At 37.2% G+C, this 15,428-nt stretch carries 20 protein-coding genes and 1 pseudogene; 6 read left to right on the top strand and 15 right to left on the bottom strand.

Annotated features, from left to right (window positions below):
* Positions 1–72: 72 nt before the first annotated feature.
* The 15 genes from J3495_RS18230 to J3495_RS18300 all read right to left on the bottom strand — a co-directional run bounded on the left by J3495_RS18230 (position 73) and on the right by J3495_RS18300 (position 10,394).
* Positions 73–414: a hypothetical protein gene (locus tag J3495_RS18230; protein ID WP_210668286.1), complete on the bottom strand. Its 342-nt coding sequence runs from the start codon at positions 412–414 to the stop codon at positions 73–75.
* A 1-nt stretch (position 415) separates the two neighbouring features.
* Positions 416–625, bottom strand: coding sequence for a hypothetical protein (locus J3495_RS18235; protein WP_210668288.1), 210 nt, complete (start codon positions 623–625; stop codon positions 416–418).
* A gap of 7 nt (positions 626–632) precedes the next feature.
* A complete protein-coding gene (locus J3495_RS18240) occupies positions 633–1,136 on the bottom strand; it encodes a hypothetical protein (RefSeq protein ID WP_210668290.1) in 504 nt (167 codons plus the stop codon).
* Positions 1,136–2,104, bottom strand: coding sequence for a hypothetical protein (locus tag J3495_RS18245; RefSeq protein ID WP_210668292.1), 969 nt, complete (start codon positions 2,102–2,104; stop codon positions 1,136–1,138). The genes J3495_RS18240 and J3495_RS18245 overlap by 1 nt, the downstream gene beginning before the upstream one ends.
* Positions 2,105–2,106: 2 nt before the next feature.
* Positions 2,107–2,766: a DUF6046 domain-containing protein gene (locus J3495_RS18250; RefSeq protein ID WP_210668295.1), complete on the bottom strand. Its 660-nt coding sequence runs from the start codon at positions 2,764–2,766 to the stop codon at positions 2,107–2,109.
* The gene (locus J3495_RS18255) at positions 2,766–4,706 is read right to left on the bottom strand and encodes a phage tail tape measure protein (protein ID WP_210668297.1); all 1,941 of its coding nucleotides are present in this window, start codon (positions 4,704–4,706) and stop codon (positions 2,766–2,768) included. The genes J3495_RS18250 and J3495_RS18255 overlap by 1 nt, the downstream gene beginning before the upstream one ends.
* A gap of 226 nt (positions 4,707–4,932) precedes the next feature.
* Positions 4,933–5,250 carry a hypothetical protein gene (locus J3495_RS18260; protein WP_210668299.1) on the bottom strand — a complete coding sequence of 106 codons (318 nt, stop codon included), beginning with the start codon at positions 5,248–5,250 and terminating at the stop codon, positions 4,933–4,935.
* A gap of 5 nt (positions 5,251–5,255) precedes the next feature.
* Entirely contained in the window at positions 5,256–5,669 is a 414-nt protein-coding gene (locus J3495_RS18265; RefSeq protein WP_210668300.1) for a hypothetical protein, read from the bottom strand.
* 3 nt (positions 5,670–5,672) lie between these two features.
* The gene (locus J3495_RS18270; RefSeq protein ID WP_210668302.1) at positions 5,673–6,905 is read right to left on the bottom strand and encodes a DUF2586 family protein; all 1,233 of its coding nucleotides are present in this window, start codon (positions 6,903–6,905) and stop codon (positions 5,673–5,675) included.
* Positions 6,906–7,160, bottom strand: coding sequence for a hypothetical protein (locus tag J3495_RS18275; RefSeq protein ID WP_210668304.1), 255 nt, complete (start codon positions 7,158–7,160; stop codon positions 6,906–6,908).
* Position 7,161: 1 nt separating this feature from the next.
* Positions 7,162–7,674, bottom strand: coding sequence for a hypothetical protein (locus tag J3495_RS18280; RefSeq protein WP_210668306.1), 513 nt, complete (start codon positions 7,672–7,674; stop codon positions 7,162–7,164).
* A 24-nt stretch (positions 7,675–7,698) separates the two neighbouring features.
* A complete protein-coding gene (locus tag J3495_RS18285; RefSeq protein ID WP_210668308.1) occupies positions 7,699–8,157 on the bottom strand; it encodes a CHAP domain-containing protein in 459 nt (152 codons plus the stop codon).
* A complete protein-coding gene (locus J3495_RS18290) occupies positions 8,141–8,440 on the bottom strand; it encodes a hypothetical protein (RefSeq protein WP_210668309.1) in 300 nt (99 codons plus the stop codon). The genes J3495_RS18285 and J3495_RS18290 overlap by 17 nt, the downstream gene beginning before the upstream one ends.
* A gap of 66 nt (positions 8,441–8,506) precedes the next feature.
* Positions 8,507–9,430 (bottom strand): hypothetical protein, encoded by a 924-nt coding sequence (locus J3495_RS18295; protein WP_210668312.1) that lies wholly within the window; start codon positions 9,428–9,430, stop codon positions 8,507–8,509.
* Positions 9,431–9,434: 4 nt separating this feature from the next.
* Positions 9,435–10,394 (bottom strand): HK97 family phage prohead protease, encoded by a 960-nt coding sequence (locus J3495_RS18300; RefSeq protein WP_210668314.1) that lies wholly within the window; start codon positions 10,392–10,394, stop codon positions 9,435–9,437.
* Positions 10,395–10,577: 183 nt separating this feature from the next.
* Here J3495_RS18300 and J3495_RS18305 point away from each other — a divergent pair, with 183 nt between their 5' ends.
* From J3495_RS18305 to J3495_RS18330, 6 genes and pseudogenes are all read left to right on the top strand, one after another.
* Positions 10,578–11,015: a DDE transposase family protein gene (locus J3495_RS18305; RefSeq protein WP_210668316.1), complete on the top strand. Its 438-nt coding sequence runs from the start codon at positions 10,578–10,580 to the stop codon at positions 11,013–11,015.
* Positions 11,016–12,545, top strand: coding sequence for a hypothetical protein (locus tag J3495_RS18310; RefSeq protein ID WP_210668318.1), 1,530 nt, complete (start codon positions 11,016–11,018; stop codon positions 12,543–12,545).
* A gap of 3 nt (positions 12,546–12,548) precedes the next feature.
* Entirely contained in the window at positions 12,549–12,971 is a 423-nt protein-coding gene (locus tag J3495_RS18315) for a phage protein Gp36 family protein (protein WP_210668320.1), read from the top strand.
* A 3-nt stretch (positions 12,972–12,974) separates the two neighbouring features.
* The gene (locus tag J3495_RS18320) at positions 12,975–14,228 is read left to right on the top strand and encodes a phage portal protein family protein (RefSeq protein WP_210668322.1); all 1,254 of its coding nucleotides are present in this window, start codon (positions 12,975–12,977) and stop codon (positions 14,226–14,228) included.
* Positions 14,229–14,335: 107 nt separating this feature from the next.
* Positions 14,336–15,115 carry a phage minor head protein gene (locus J3495_RS18325; RefSeq protein ID WP_210668324.1) on the top strand — a complete coding sequence of 260 codons (780 nt, stop codon included), beginning with the start codon at positions 14,336–14,338 and terminating at the stop codon, positions 15,113–15,115.
* Between the two features lies 1 nt (position 15,116).
* Positions 15,117–15,428, top strand: a pseudogene (locus J3495_RS18330) (hypothetical protein); the annotation flags it as partial.

The raw sequence follows: 15,428 nt of genomic DNA on the forward strand, positions 1-15,428 counted from the left end.
AAAGCCATTGCAAATGCGTTTCCAATATCTCCCGTCTCTTGAATGACCAGATCACAAAAACTTTGTCCTTGTTTAGCTTTCATAATCAGCAACTATTTTAATATTATCGGTTCTGTAGAGGTTTAATTCTGTTATTTTTAAACCGTCCTTATTGAAATGTTCATTTATTTTATGTCGATATTCTAAGAGGTTATCACTCAATAATACATCGCCAAAATTTACACCTATATCAGGCCTGAATTTAAAATCGCCTTCTGAGCCAATTAAAATCAAAGCTTTGTTTTGTTCTAAAGTATTACCGATAACCAAACCCGATACTATTTTACCATTAGCATCACGAACAGGTTTGATTTTTAAGTCCATTACTTCACCATCTAAGCTGTTGTCTATTATCTGGATTCCAATGCTTTTCATATTATTCTAATTTTCCCTGAAAGGTTCCGGTTACAGCTCCATTTGGTGCCACAAGACCCGATTGATAAATTATTTTAGCAGCTTTTACATAAGTATCAATTGCTGTCGAAAGTCGTTCTGCAAACTCCTGATCTGAATTTTCATCACGAGCACGCATATCTGTAATAATAGAAATTATGTCCTGTTTTAAAGTCTCCTTATTTAAAGCCATTTTAAACCTATTTTAATAACTGATTAATTTTGCTTTCAAAACTTTCAATAGCTAAAACACTATCCGGTAGTGGAGTTCCTGACGGACCCACTCCCGTATATACTTTTATACTTTTTAGCAATGTTGCTAAATCTGTCAATATTTCTTTAAGCGTAACTGTTTCGTTTTTAATACTTATTTTACCGTCTGAGGAATCAACCAGCATAATTAAACCACCTTGCCTGATTTCCATTTTTTCGAACTGATCAGCTTTTATAACTGTGAGATTGTTTAAGTCTCCAGTTGACGAAAGCATAATAACACTTGACCCCTCTTTAGGTGTTACCAGGATAAAATCATCTTGACCGTTAATTGTTGCTTTTAGCTTTACATCAGATACTTTTAAACCTGAAATTAATTTAACAGTACAACTTTCACCTTCAACAGAAACAACCTTCCCGGTTATTGGTAAATTTGGGTTTGCACCAACAATTTGTTTTATTAATTCTTTTATTTCAGCCGGTGTGTCCATTATCCTAATTTAATTCCAAATTTTACCACTCTTTTACCGCCTGCATTACTAAATGTTGTTTTGGTTGAAACCACATAATAAATTCCTTTTTTGTCCGGGTAGTCATCATCAGAATAATGTGCGGAATATGTTGGTTTAACAAAAGGAATTAACCATGTATCTATTGAACCATCTAAGCCGTCATAGTTGTTTTGCTGTAAAACGGTAGCTGCGATTTTTTTCATGTCGCTTTCGGTTACAGCTCCAACCTTAATTGTGATTTTGTCGCCTCCGGTGGTTCCGGTTGTGTAGCTTCTTACATTCCCTTTTAAATCAATACTTTCAATTGTTACTTCAACTTTCTTGTCAATAGCCCGTTTATAGTCTAAAGAAGATTTTCCGATATTTTCCTGCATTGAATAAACCACGTCACCGCCCTTTTCTAAATAAGGCGCATGGATGTGCAAAACCTTGCTATCAGTGTCAAAATAGATGTTAGCCTTTGTTTCTTCCTGCAATTTTTTAAGAACGTCGTAACCTGTAGCCTGGTGAATTATAAATTTTTCAAATCCGATGTCATAATCACACGAAACCTTAAATGTTTTGTCGATCTGATCAACAATTGATTCAGCAATTTTTTTTGATGATGTTGGTTTCATTTCTGCATCCTTTACACCAACCCGAAATAAGAAAAGAGCATCTTCGCAAACTATTTGCAAACTGCTGTCATTTGCAACAATATCCTGAACGTAGCCAACAAACTCTTTTTCTAAATTCTTATCATATCCTAGTTCAATAAGAACCTCAGAACCACGTACAATTTTTTCTTCAAAATTTAAAACCTGATTCATTACCGCCTCAGGTAATGTTATTATAGCGGTATCAACTAAGTTTTCAACGGATTCATCAATTTCAACCTCAGAAATCAACATCAACTGATATGATGCCTCTTTAGTCTTAAAAGTGATTTTCCAGTCCATGTCTAACATAATTACACCTCGTTTAATTTTAATATCAATGCGTAATCAAAATCACTGACAGCCTTTATCTCGTATGCCTGTACATTTTCACCTTTGGTAAACGGGAAGCTAAAATCTTCAATTACTATTTTATTAATTCCTAACAACTGCAATGGTTCGCAAAAAACATATACGGCTTGTGGAGCTGTTAAAAAGCTTTTCAATTTTCTAAAATCAGAAATAGGATAACAGTTTTCAACAGTTCCTATTTCATAGTCTCCGAGCAGAACACCCGTGATTGTAATATCATAATCGTCTTGTGACCAACGTTCTTTTATTTTCCCTGGTATCTTATTTCCTTTAGCAACACTTCGTTTTACAACTTGGTTTTTACCGTTAATTGAAATCATTGTTTCGTAAGGCAATAAATATTTTTGACCGTTTGGCGTTAAAGAAAATGACAGCGGAAAAAACTGCTGATCTTCCTTAGGTGCTGAATCCTTAAGCCACCATGAATCTTCAAAACCAAGTACAGAAGCTTTTTTTATTTTATCCTGGTTGCGCAAAGGCAGAAAAGGGATTGGCGGCAATACATGTTTTGCTAATTCATTTTGAATAGCACTAAAGCGCGGTATCTGTTCCACAACCTTAGAACCAACCAATGATGCAAATAATATTTCCTTGTTTTCCATTATCCTGCTGCTGTATTTGCCGATGCTAAAACTCTCATTAAAGCATCCTGGCTTTGTTCTTTCATTTGGTTTGCTGAATCCTTAAAATCTTTTCCGCTGATCTGTACAGATTCAATCAGGTTTTTTAATGTGATATTAACAACTGTGTTTTTAGTCCCTCCGGTTGCAATAGCTTCATTGGTTTTATTTGTACTATCATCAGGTGTAGGATTTCCGTTTTCATCTAATTTAGCACCTGGTATTTTAGGCTGTTTGATTCCGGCTTTGGCTTCAACTTCCTTTTTTGTTTCTCCAGGCGTTACCAAATCCATTGATTTTCTTAAACCTTTTATTTTTTCAGCACCACCACCGGCAAGACCTTTCATGCCAGGTATCTTTGCTAATATTTCTAAAAGTTGTTGCATCGGATATAGTAAAACATCTAACAGAACCTGACCAATTCTTTTTAGTCCGCCTAAAATTCCTTCGGATTTAAAAGCCTCAGTTATACTGTCCCAATGTTTTTTTAATGTCATAAAGGCATTTATTAACCATCCTATAGGACCTAATAATTGTAACATTGCTGCGCCATATTCATCCCATTTTTTAATGGCTATTGTAACATAGACCAGTAAAGCAACAATTGCTACGATGATTAAACCAATCGGGTTTGCTGCCATTGCCGCGTTTAAATACCACTGTGCTGTAGTAAATGCCGATGTTGCACCCGTAGCAATAACATTCCATACTGATGATAGTTTAGCTAACATTGCAGCTCTTTTTGTGGCTGAACCTACAGTTGTAATAACAGAAGCCATCCCACTAAAAAGAGGTGACATATCAGACACATCACGAGCTAACCCACCTAAAACATCAGCATAACCAATTAAACCATTAGTGCCGTTAAATAATGATATTTTAAAATCATCAATTTGAGCCTGTAACCTTTTATTTTTTTCTAACGGACTTTCCATGACAATAGCCGCTTGCTCATAAGCGGCATTTGTTCCGGTGACAGCTCCAGTTAATCTTTCGAGTTCTGGAATTTGTTCCATTAATGCCTTTGTAGCACCGTCAGCACCTTCACCAAGCCAAGCAGACAATAGCGCACTATCTTTCATTGCTGGCTTTAACGCTTCCAATCTTTCCGAAAGTGTAGAGTTTTTGTCCGCCAGTTTTGATGTATCAACACCTAAGAGCTGTAATTGCTTTTGGTATTCTTTCGGAATATATTTCCCTTGGCCAAGTTTTACAAGTACGTTACGTAATGCAACACCACCCTCTGAACCTTTTTTACCGGCTTTGTCTAAAATTTGTAAAGCGGCGTTTGTCTCTTCAAATGAAACATTTGCCATTTTAGCACCCATTCCAGCCTGTTCAAGAGCCTGTTTAATTTGTGGCAATTCGGCAGAACCTTCACCCGCAGCAGCGGCCATAACGTTCATCATTTTTGCCATCTCTTCACTCGCTAGAATCGGGTCATCAAGTGAAACCTGATATTGATTCATTGCAGTAGTTAACAGTTCTGTGGCAGCAACCTGATCACCGCCCATTAATTTACTGGTGGTACCCACTGATTTACCCATTGCGTCAAGAGCATCTGGAACTTTGGCGATTTCAGGGGTTAATTGTCCTAAAATTAATTTGTAGGCCTCAGCACCGGAGGCGGCAGAATTTCCAAAAGCTAAACCCGATTTCCGGGCGTTCTTTTCGATTTGCTCCAACTTCTCGCCCGCCACTCCGGTCATGGCTGATAAATCATACATTGACGTGCTTAACTCCATTCCTGGTTTATTTAAGCTTGTAAATGAATTTGCCACACGGTCAACCTGATCAAGGATAGAACTAAGCTTTATTGTTTTGATGTCTTTTTGTATAGAATCAAAAGCTTTGCTAAAACTTTGGTCCATATGAACAGTACTTGCCTCAACTTTTTCAACAGTAGCGTTAAGTTTTCCCATGCTGGCCGTAATGGCTTCCGCATTGGAAGTGATCTTAAACATATATTCAAATAAGTTATTGCTCATTACTCTTCTTTATTCTTTTCAGATTGTCTAACCCATTTCAACTCTTGTAATCTCATTGCCCATTCTTCATCACTGAGGTTGTCGGGATCAATCTTAAAATAGTACCGGAGTTGAGCGTTACTAATTCGGAAAAAATCATTGTCTTGAACTTCGGCAACCTCTAAAGCTTTTCCAGAGTTGCTTCTTTAATTTGAAGTAATTCAGCCAATTTTTGGCCAACAGAAATAAAGTACTTGTCAACGGTTTGTATTTCGATGTCACCACCAAGCCAACAACCTTTTAAAAGCATTTCGTTAAACTTCATCGGGTCCTTAGTTCCAACACTGGACGAATAAGACAAAGTTTTTCTGTCAACAGATTTGACGATACAAAATTTACCATCACAACCTAATTTATAAATGTCTTCGTGCTTTTCTTTCCACTCTGCTATTTGTTCCGGAGTAATATCCGCGAACGTTTCTATCGTTGTTTTTTGCATTGTTTTTAAACGTTTTTACGGATGTCAAGGCAAATGAACGGAACTGTAATATCTGCGAATTTGTCTCCTTGTTTATATTCTTTTACACCTTCCAGGAAACGGATGCCATCAAGCGCATCTGTTTTCATATAGTTACCTTCAAGCGGATTCCCAAAAGAAACCAAAGCATCAACTGAAAGGCTTAATATTGTACCACCGCCACTGATTTCTAAGGCATCGTATTCTGATTGTAACATCATAAACTCACCTTCATAGGCGATGTTACCGCTCTGAATAGTTTTTGGTTTACGACCTTTTGCGTAAATTGGCTCACGTTCTATTTTTTCAGAATACTTGACACCACGAACGCCTGTGACATCACGACCGCCAACAATCAATGTTAGATCAGCCCATTCAAATTCTCTACTATTAAAAGCCATTTTTTAGTTATTAGAAGTTATAGGCACAAACCCAAGAGGTACGTCAATAAATCTTGCATACGCTTTTGATCGTACCTGTAATTGTTTGATTTTAATTTTAGAAGTCGATGTCACGTTTTGCGCTAAATCAACTTTACAGATCACACCTCTATCACTTGATTCGGACGGGTTATAAGAAAGTTCACCTTCCACTGTCATTTCGCTGTAGATTTTAGCAATTACAGCTTGCTCAATAACACTGGCAGAAAGTGCCTGAATAGTTCCGTTTGGGTTTACATCAAGATCATCCAACGTAAATTCAACCAAAGCATCATAAGCCAAACGATATGCTTTATCGATTACTCTTCTATGTGTGATAAAATGGTAATCATCATCAACCTCACACGCTAAAGGACCATCTGTAAGATAGTAACCCGTTTTACGTTTGTGATTTCTAAAAGAAACAAAACCTTTGTCATGTAATGAAGCTATATCGTATAGCTCAACCGGTACATCTACAATAAATGCAGTTGTAGGCTTAATAGCGCCATCACGCACACGGCCTGGATTAATATGCACCGCTTTAGAAGCTAAACGACCCGCTAAAACTCCAATCGCTGCGCCTTTAGATGCAGGATTACCGGTTTTAGGAATAGTATCGCCAAGGAGTACACCAACGCGGTTAAATTCTAAAGTTGTTAAATCAATAAGATCACTTTTAACACCACTAAAGGCGTACCCTTCTAAATACACAAAAAACGGAGCGTACTCTTTATCTGTGTAATTATCTGCAAGCAATTGCGCTTTTGGCAACGCCGCTATAACATCAGCATCAATAGCTGTTGTAATAACAGGAACATAAGTATTTGCAGGGTCAAAGCTTACAAATAAACCTGATATAGCACCATTGGCAGCATCAAGTAATTTTTCAGCAGGTGTTTTTTGAGTTACAACATCAGGAGTAAAAAAATCGCTTACTTTATCCGTGTTGTCAAATCCCATAATCCACAAGCTTGCACCTTCACCGGATTCATTATAAAACTCTTCACAGAATTTATACAAACGATAGTTTCCTACACTTGGTAAAATTCCTAAAGCGGCAACATCTAACATGCTTTTCACTTCGTATGCCTTTTCAAGCAAAAAAGTAGTTGATACAGCTATAGCACTGGCCAACACTCCAAACACCCCATCTGGACGATCTGTAACCGTTCCGAGCTGTCCGTTTTGAAATTCAATTTCTACTCCTGGTAACATCTATTTTTTGGTATTAGATTTAATTTCTTTTTTTGCATCAGTTGCAATTGCATCAGTTCCAGTTGCATCAGTTCCAGTTGCATCAGCTACTAATTCTTCGCCATCAACTTCAATGTCATTGACATCAATTTCTTTGATCTCTTCACCAGGAGTAGTTACTTTTTTATTAGACAAGGTTTTTGCGTGATTACGCGCCGTGTCTTCTTTGTAAAATTCCTGCCCGTCTGAGGTTGTATAATGTTCTGCTATTTTCATTTTAAATAGGTTTTTTGAGTTTATAAATAAAATAGATCAGTCCTAATGTGACCAGTAACATAAATGACCTGCCGCACCATATTTCGGTTTGTTGCCAATAGGTTAAAGGTTTATCATAAGGAACTGGGATTGTTGTTTCGCCCTGTTTGTTTTCTAAAATGTATGTTTCTTTCCAAGTGGCGAAAAGCCTTTGTGCTTCTGTTGTACAGTCGACTTTTAATTGATTATTAAATAGACTGACGTTAGGCGGATTAAGGAACTTTCCTGGCTTAATTTCTGGAACTCCCTTAAACTTGACTTTACCGTCAATACATTCTAACCAGGACTTATAATATGAGCTATCTGGTTTAATTTCGAAAACGGTGTCCTTTACAATTACTTTAGTTGTAATTGTGTTTACTTCTGTCCTGGTTGATAAAGGAACGCCGGTGCTTTTACAAGCAACGAACGTTCCAATCAAGAAAACAAAAAACAAAAAGTAAAATGAATAGAGAGTATTTTTAATGCTTTTCATATTTAATTGCTTTTTAAACAGGTTTTAAAATCTTATAAAACCTTTCATTTGTGATATTTTCCGGTCTGATCTGCGGGCGACCTCGTAACCTTCACGGCTTCCCTCATCGTTGGTGTTACCTTCGATTGTTTGGAGCTTGCCATTAGGCAAAAGCTTTTCTACAAATCCGGTATGCCCGGCACCTTTTCCAAAATCCATTACAAAAAAGTCTCCTGGTTGTGGGTTGGTCACTCTTTTATTTTTCATTTTATTATACATGTCCAAAACACCAGCTGTTTTTGCTAATGGATTTGTAACATTCAATTCAATAGAAGCTGATTTTATTGACCAATAAACGAAAGCCATGCACCACGCGTAACCCTTTCCTAGTCCCACTGATTTTAGATATTTTTCAACCGCTGGTCCAGCATTGCTGTTTTTGGGTATTTCCTGTACGCTTATTTGGCTTTGGGCTATTTCGAGAGCTTTACTTTGTAGTGTCATGAGGCTTTCCGTTTAATTGCTTGAACTTTTGTAACTCATCTACTAACTGCTGATTTATAAACATCAATTCCCTGTGTTGAATTTCCATTGTCTTGATAGTCTCGTAAGCTGCGGTCAATCGTGTTGCCATATCATCCAGCATGTCCCGGTAATATTTAACAGCCATTACAGCGTTATCAAGTTCAGCGGCTCTGTCTTCAGCGAGCGTTTTTCTTCGTGAAAGCAACCATGTAACTAATGCAGAAAATAAAGCGGAAAGAGCTGGGTAAACAAATTGTTCCATTTAATATTTTTTAAAAAAAGGCTCGACTTATCGAGCCTTTTACATATTTATATCGATTGTGTTTTCTTAAAGAATCGCTCCAATTTTTTCAGCTCTGAAAGGAGTTGCAAGGAAATAATGACGGTAAGCCAAATCGTTTGTTTGTCCTGTTGGGTTTGTTGCAGCTGGGGCAAAATACTGTTTAGTATTACCCGTTTTCTTAGCAATTCCATCCTTACAGAATACAACTGATGCAACTTTATCAGTTCCGGCAACCACAGCTCCATAAGCTTTTTTAACACCCGCAGCCGTATAGTATGGCATGTTTTCGTAGGTATATAAATTAAATCCTGCTATTTTAGGAGCTGGCGTTCCTTCAGCATAATTAACAAGCTTGTCACCAAAGTTTTTACGATCTAATAATAAATCATTCCAATGATCTTCTGACAAAACCAACCGTCTGTCTTTTAACGGAAATTTACCTGACTTACAAGCCGCTTTAAGCCTAACTAAGTCATCGTAAGTAAGACGCAAACGAGTTCCATCCATTAATGGAGCATCAGTTCCGTTCACACCAGTAGCGAAAATAACTGGCGTTTTAGCAGTATTTTCTTGTGGAGCGATTGAGTGGATTGCTTTTTCGAATTTTTCTGTCAAAATTGCTCTGGTACCTGCTTTGGTAACCTTGTCAATTTTATCGTATGATGCTCCCAAAACCTGATCGTCGGAAACAGTAACAACTTTTGTTTGATATTTATCAAGTGAAAATTGCAAATCACCGTCATCATAAACCTGAACAGGAATAGGATAGGTTGTATTATTGATCAACACGTCAACCTCAAAATCAGTTGCTGCAATATGAATAATATTCTTTTCTGTAACGGTGTTTTCGCCCAATTGACTAACATCGGCGTCAAGTTCGGCAACTCCATCTAACCACGGAGCTTGGTCTGCATTGTCAAGGTTTTCGATCACACGATCTAACCAAATTTCTGGGAAATTTGCTGGCATATTTTTATTTTTTTACGTTAAACAATTTATTGTACTCGTCTGGTTGCATGGTTCTGAATGCCAACTGAGCATCAATACTTAATTTTTGAAACTCTGCTTTAGTAGTAGCACCACCACCAACGGCTACAACTGTTTTATCAGCTAATGTGACTTTTGCCGGGATGCTTGCAAGAGTGTTTTTTGCTAAATCAAAATCAGCAGCAGCAAGTTTTACGAAATCCTCCTTTTTGGTTGCCGGAATCTTTCCTTCTGTGATAGCCAGTGTTACCATTTGCTCAATGGCTAAAGTGGCGGCATTTTCTTTTTCAGTTTCCAAAGCCAAAAGTTGGGCTTTCATTTTGGTGTTGTCTTTTGATAAACTCAAGACAGCAGCTTCGACAGCTTCAACATCCAATTCCGGTGTAGCTTTATCAAAACTTAGTGCTGTAAGAACAGCAAGTGTTAATGTGATTTTTTTCATATCGTTTTTAGGGTTTAAATCCAAATTTTGGGTTTCGCCTGGTTCAGGCTGTAGTGATAAACACAGTTGCTTAACCTCTTCATCTTTTAAGAGTTCGCCACTATCGGCATAAAGGCGAATAGAATTTGCGTTGGAAGGAACGGCAACAATTGAGCATTCGTAAAGCTCACATTTGGTCATTATCAGCTCTTCACCGACAATTTTTAAATCTTCGCGTTTAAATGTGATTCCCATTGAACAGGAGTTGATAAAACCGCGATCAACTTTACCAGAGATTTTCAAAGCCTCTTCATCATCAATATCAAAAAGGGGTTCGCCTAAAAGCAAATCTTTATCGATAGTCATGTTTTCCCATTTGCCCAATACATTATTTGTAGAGTTCCAATGTTGGTTTAACATCATAGGATTATTCTTGAATCGTTTCAAACTTATTCCGGCAGTTAGGATTCTAAACCCATAACTATTGGCTTGTGTCTGATCGTTAAAAACAAATGGTTTAGGCATAAGCTAATGTGTGTGTTTATTTCATTTTGAGATAGCAAAGATTAGAAGTAAAAAAGCCTAAAAAAAGAATATGAACAGTTGCTAAACACTTGTGTTTATTGGCTTTATACAGTTGTAAAGCACCTGAACAGCATTTTTTTAAACCGCCTTTATTACGTCAATTTTGCTTATAAAATTCACACTATGGCATTACGAAAGGCACAGGAAAAGGAGTACGCAAAATCCTTATATATAGGTGGGGGATTAACTCAAAAGGAAATAGCCGAAAGAGTTTCTGTAACCGAAAAAACATTGACAAAGTGGATAAAGGAAGGTAAATGGGATAATCTCAAAAAGTCATTACTGACCACTAAGCAAAATCAGCTGTCATTTTTATATGATCAGCTCGACTTTCTGAATACTGATATTTCAAAAAGAGATTTTAAAGTAGCCGTAGGCAAAGAAGCCGATACCATCATAAAATTAACGGCTTCTATCAATCGCCTGGAAACTGAAACATCAATTGGCGACACTGTAGAAGTGGCCAGAAACTTTATTGAATTTGTGCGTCATCAAGATTTAGAACTCGCTAAAACAATTACAAACTTTTTTGATGTATACATCACTGCAAAAATGAAATAAATGGCTACTAAAGCAGAGGATAAAAAGTATTTTGAGTTATGGCAACAGTTCCGGGACAACACCCGAAAAGCAACACCCATTGACTTAAACGAAAGTATTGTTGATAAAACCAACCGTATTGCTAAACTGGAGAAAAACCCGGAGGAATGGTTTAAATACTATTTTCCGAACTTCTATACTTCAGAGCCAACGCCTTGGCATATAAGAGCTACCAAAAGGATTTTAGCCAATCCCGAATGGTATGAAGTACGTTCCTGGTCTCGTGAGCTTTCTAAGTCGGGTCGTACTATGATGGAGGTGCTTTATTTAACCATGACGGGGAAAAAGAAAAACGTCTTAATGGTATCAAGTACTTATGATAATGCTGAACGTTTGCTTTTGCCGTACAAAGTAATATTAGAATGCAATAACCGTATTATTAATGACTATGGCGAACAAGAAAGCCTAGGGAATTGGGAGGCGGGCGAATTCACTACAAAGAAAGGGGTTGCCTTTCGTGCGCTTGGTTCCGGGCAGTCTCCAAGGGGAACCCGAAAAGACGAAGTGCGCCCCGATACAATTTTAATTGATGACATTGACACTGACGAAGAATGCCGAAATGAGCAAAGAATAAAAGATAAAATGAAATGGCTAGAAGAGGCCTTATATGGTACCCGTTCTATTTCAAATCCATTGTTATGGATTGCCTGTGGAAATATAATTGCTGAGTATTGTTGTATTACCGAAATGGCAAAAAAAGCCGATTATCATGAAATAATCAATATTCGGGATAAAGATGGAAATTCTACTTGGCCACAAAAAAACACCGAAGCTTTAATTGATCGAGTACTGTCAAAAATATCGTGGAGTGCTCAGCAAAAAGAATATTTTAATAACCCGGTAATTGAAGGAGATGTTTTTGAAAAGATAAAATTTGATAAATGCCCTCCTTTAAAATCGTGTGATAATGTTTTGGTTTATGCTGACCCATCAACCTCAAATCAAGATCGAGGTGTAAACAAACAAGCCTCTTATAAATCAGTAGGTGTAATTGGCAAAAAAGGCACTAAATACTATTTATATAAAGTTTGGATTAAACAAACCAACAACTCCAAGTTTGTAAGCTACTTATATGAAGCTTACAATTATTTAGTCGCTCACGAGGTCGATATAAAAAGAATTCACATCGAAAACAACTCGTTACAAAACCCCCATTATCAGCAGGTTATTTTACCTGAAATCAGAAAACAAGGCAACGGAATAATTCATTTGCCTATGACAGAAGATACACGTAAAAAATCAGATAAGTTCGAGCGTATAGAAGGAACGCTAGAACCCAAGAATCGATTGGGTAATTTAATATTTAATATCGCAGAACAGAACGACCCTGACATGAAAATAATGAAGGACCAAATGAAAGGAGTTTCAAAAAAAGCCAAAATGATGGACGGACCCGATATGTTAGAAGGTGGTGTTTGGATATTAGAAAACAAAACCGTGCAAATGGAAGGCGGTTATAGTTTTGGTTCTGTTAACAATAGAAAATATTAGATTATGTTTTTAGAGAAAAGCGATTTAGGAAGTGCCATTTATGGCTATCAAGTTGATCAGATCACCGAAGGAAACGACGATTTAGTTTTACAGGCAATTGGCGCAGCAATTCAAGAGGTTGGCGGTTATTTAGCAGGCGCATCATCTTATGATGTGGCGGCCATTTTTACCACGGCTGGTAATCAAAGAAATCCTTTGATTTTAACGCATACGATTACTGTAGCAAAATGGTATATCGTAGAATTATGCAATGCAGACATCATTTACGAGCAAGCAAAAGAAAGATATGACCGGGCTGTGTCCTGGTTAATCAAATTATCAAAAGGTACCGTCACTTTAGACCTGCCAACAATTCCAATTGATGAACAGGAAAGCGATTTAGACAGCTTTGGTTTTGGTTCAAGAATAAAATTTAATCACGAGTAGAAAATGAGCAATAGAAAAATTAGATCAATAGCACGAAATAAAATTGAATTGGCAGCAAAAACAACAAAGGTTGCTGCAAACTCTAACGGTCTGGTAAATCAGATTATTCCAGTTGCTATGTCTCGTGTTAGACAGGATGTGTTAACATGGAATACCGCATTAACAATGGCACGAAAAGCCGAAAAGCCAAAGCGTTTTTTGTTGATGAACTTATATGATGAAATTTTCATCGATGGCTTGTTACGTTCACAAGTCAGCAACCGTTTTTTAAAATCACTTTCGTCAAATTTTATTATAACTGACAAAGCCGGAAAAGTAAATGAAGAGGTTACCAATTTCCTGCAAGACAAAATTTGGGTTAATGAAATTAACAAAGCTATTTTAGGCACTATAACACATGCACATTCAGTTGTTGAGCTGTCCTGGATTCAAAGCCAGAACAATCAAGTATCGGCAGAACCACAATTGAAAGCTGATCTGATCAAACGCCAAAACATCGACCCAAAAGAAGGAATCTTTTACCCGGACTACAGAGACGACAAAGGAATTCCATACCGTGAAATGAAGGAATACGGCACCTGGATATTAGAATTTGGAAATGCTGACGATTTAGGCCTTATGAACTGCGCTGTACCTCACGTATTGTTTAAACGATTTGCTCAATCCTGTTGGTCTGAACTTTGCGAAATAGCAGGGATTCCGCCACGTGTAATGAAAACAGATACGCAAAACATTTCTATGCTCAGAAGAGCTGAGCGAATGATGAAAGAAATGGGCGCAGCGGCTTGGTTCATTATTGATGAAAACGAGAAATTCGAGTGGGCAGAAGCTTCAAAAACTGACGGTGCTGTTTATCAAAACTTAATGACTTTTTGTAATAACGAGTTATCAATGCTTTTCAATGGTGCTGTAATGGGTCAGGACACCAAAAACGGCAGTAGATCAAAAGAAGATGCAATGCAGGAAACGTTACAAACATTGGTTGATTCTGACATGTCATTGATAGAGCAATACTGGAACTCTACAGTAATTCCGGCACTGATCAATATTGGTATTATTTCTGGTGAATGTGTTTTTACTTACCCTGAAACCGAAGACATTGCGCAATTGTGGTCAATGACTAAAGAAGCCATGCAGCATTATGAATTAGATGTTGAATGGATGAACTCAACTTTTGGGTTAAAAATTTTAAAGCCTAAACAAGCGGCAGCGGCTCCGGGAACAAATCTTTCATTCGGTGAGGGTTTTTTCGTTTAGGCCCCAAAGCTTATGACGGGTATTTTGGGGCGTTACATAACCGGTTAAATTTCCTGTATGATTGCAATTGTGAAGACTGCAAGACAGAAAAACAAAGCGTTGTAACATTGGCATTGGATAGCAAGTTTAAAGGGGTTTTAAAAACTGTTGAAAAGGCATTTAAAAAACTGCATCAAAACGGAAAGTATAACCCGGAAGATTTAATAAAAACTAAGGAATATAAAAACCTGATCACTGAAACGAGTTCTGTTTTTGAATCTGCTATTGCAGACAATGACATCCCGGAAGCAATGAATAAAAGCCTGAAAGAAGATACTTTTATCTTTTCCGGGCTGAAAACCAATGCACAACTTTTTGAAGCTTCCAGATTGTTATTGAACGAAGAAAATAAAATGAAATCGTTTAGCCAGTTTTCTAATGACATCAAAAGCATTAAGGAAAACTACAATCAAAACTATTTAGAGGCAGAATATCAATTTGCTGTTTCATCAGCGCAATCAGCAGGAAATTGGGCTAATATTTCAACTGATTATGATTTGCAATATCGAACCGCCTCTGATGATCGAGTTAGAGATAGCCACGCTGTTTTGCACAATACTACTTTGCCGGCAGATGATGCCTTTTGGCTTTCATATTATCCGCCTAATGGTTGGCGTTGTCGTTGTACAGCTGTTCAGGTTAGAAAAGGAAAGTATGACGTAAGCGATAGTAAAAAATCTATTACTAACGGTGAAAAAGCAACCAGTCAAATTGATAAAGACGGTAAAAACAAACTTGCCATATTCAGGTTTAATCCTGGACTAACTAAAAAGATTTTCCCGCCTGAGCATCCTTACACAAAAGTTAAAGGCGCAAAAACCGTTATAAAAGAATTGAAGAAACCATAAAATGGATTTAAAGCAGTTAGAAAAAAAGATAGTCAATGATTTAGCGGTTGAATTAACAGAAGAATTTGACCGTAATTTTGAACGAAAAGCCTTTTTCAATCAAAAGTGGCCAACTACTAAAATTGCAAATAGTCGAGGTTCTTTATTAAATAGAACCGGAAACTTACGCCGATCTATAAGATATAATATTCGTGATGGTGTGATTCGCTATAGCAGTTCTTTGCCTTATGCATCCGTTCATAATGAAGGCGGTGAAATTATAGTAACCCAAAAAATGAAGTCTTATTTCTGGGCGATGTATTACAAAGCCCTG

Origin of the sequence: Flavobacterium geliluteum (assembly GCF_017948595.1) — a bacterium.
Taxonomy (GTDB): domain Bacteria; phylum Bacteroidota; class Bacteroidia; order Flavobacteriales; family Flavobacteriaceae; genus Flavobacterium; species Flavobacterium flavipigmentatum.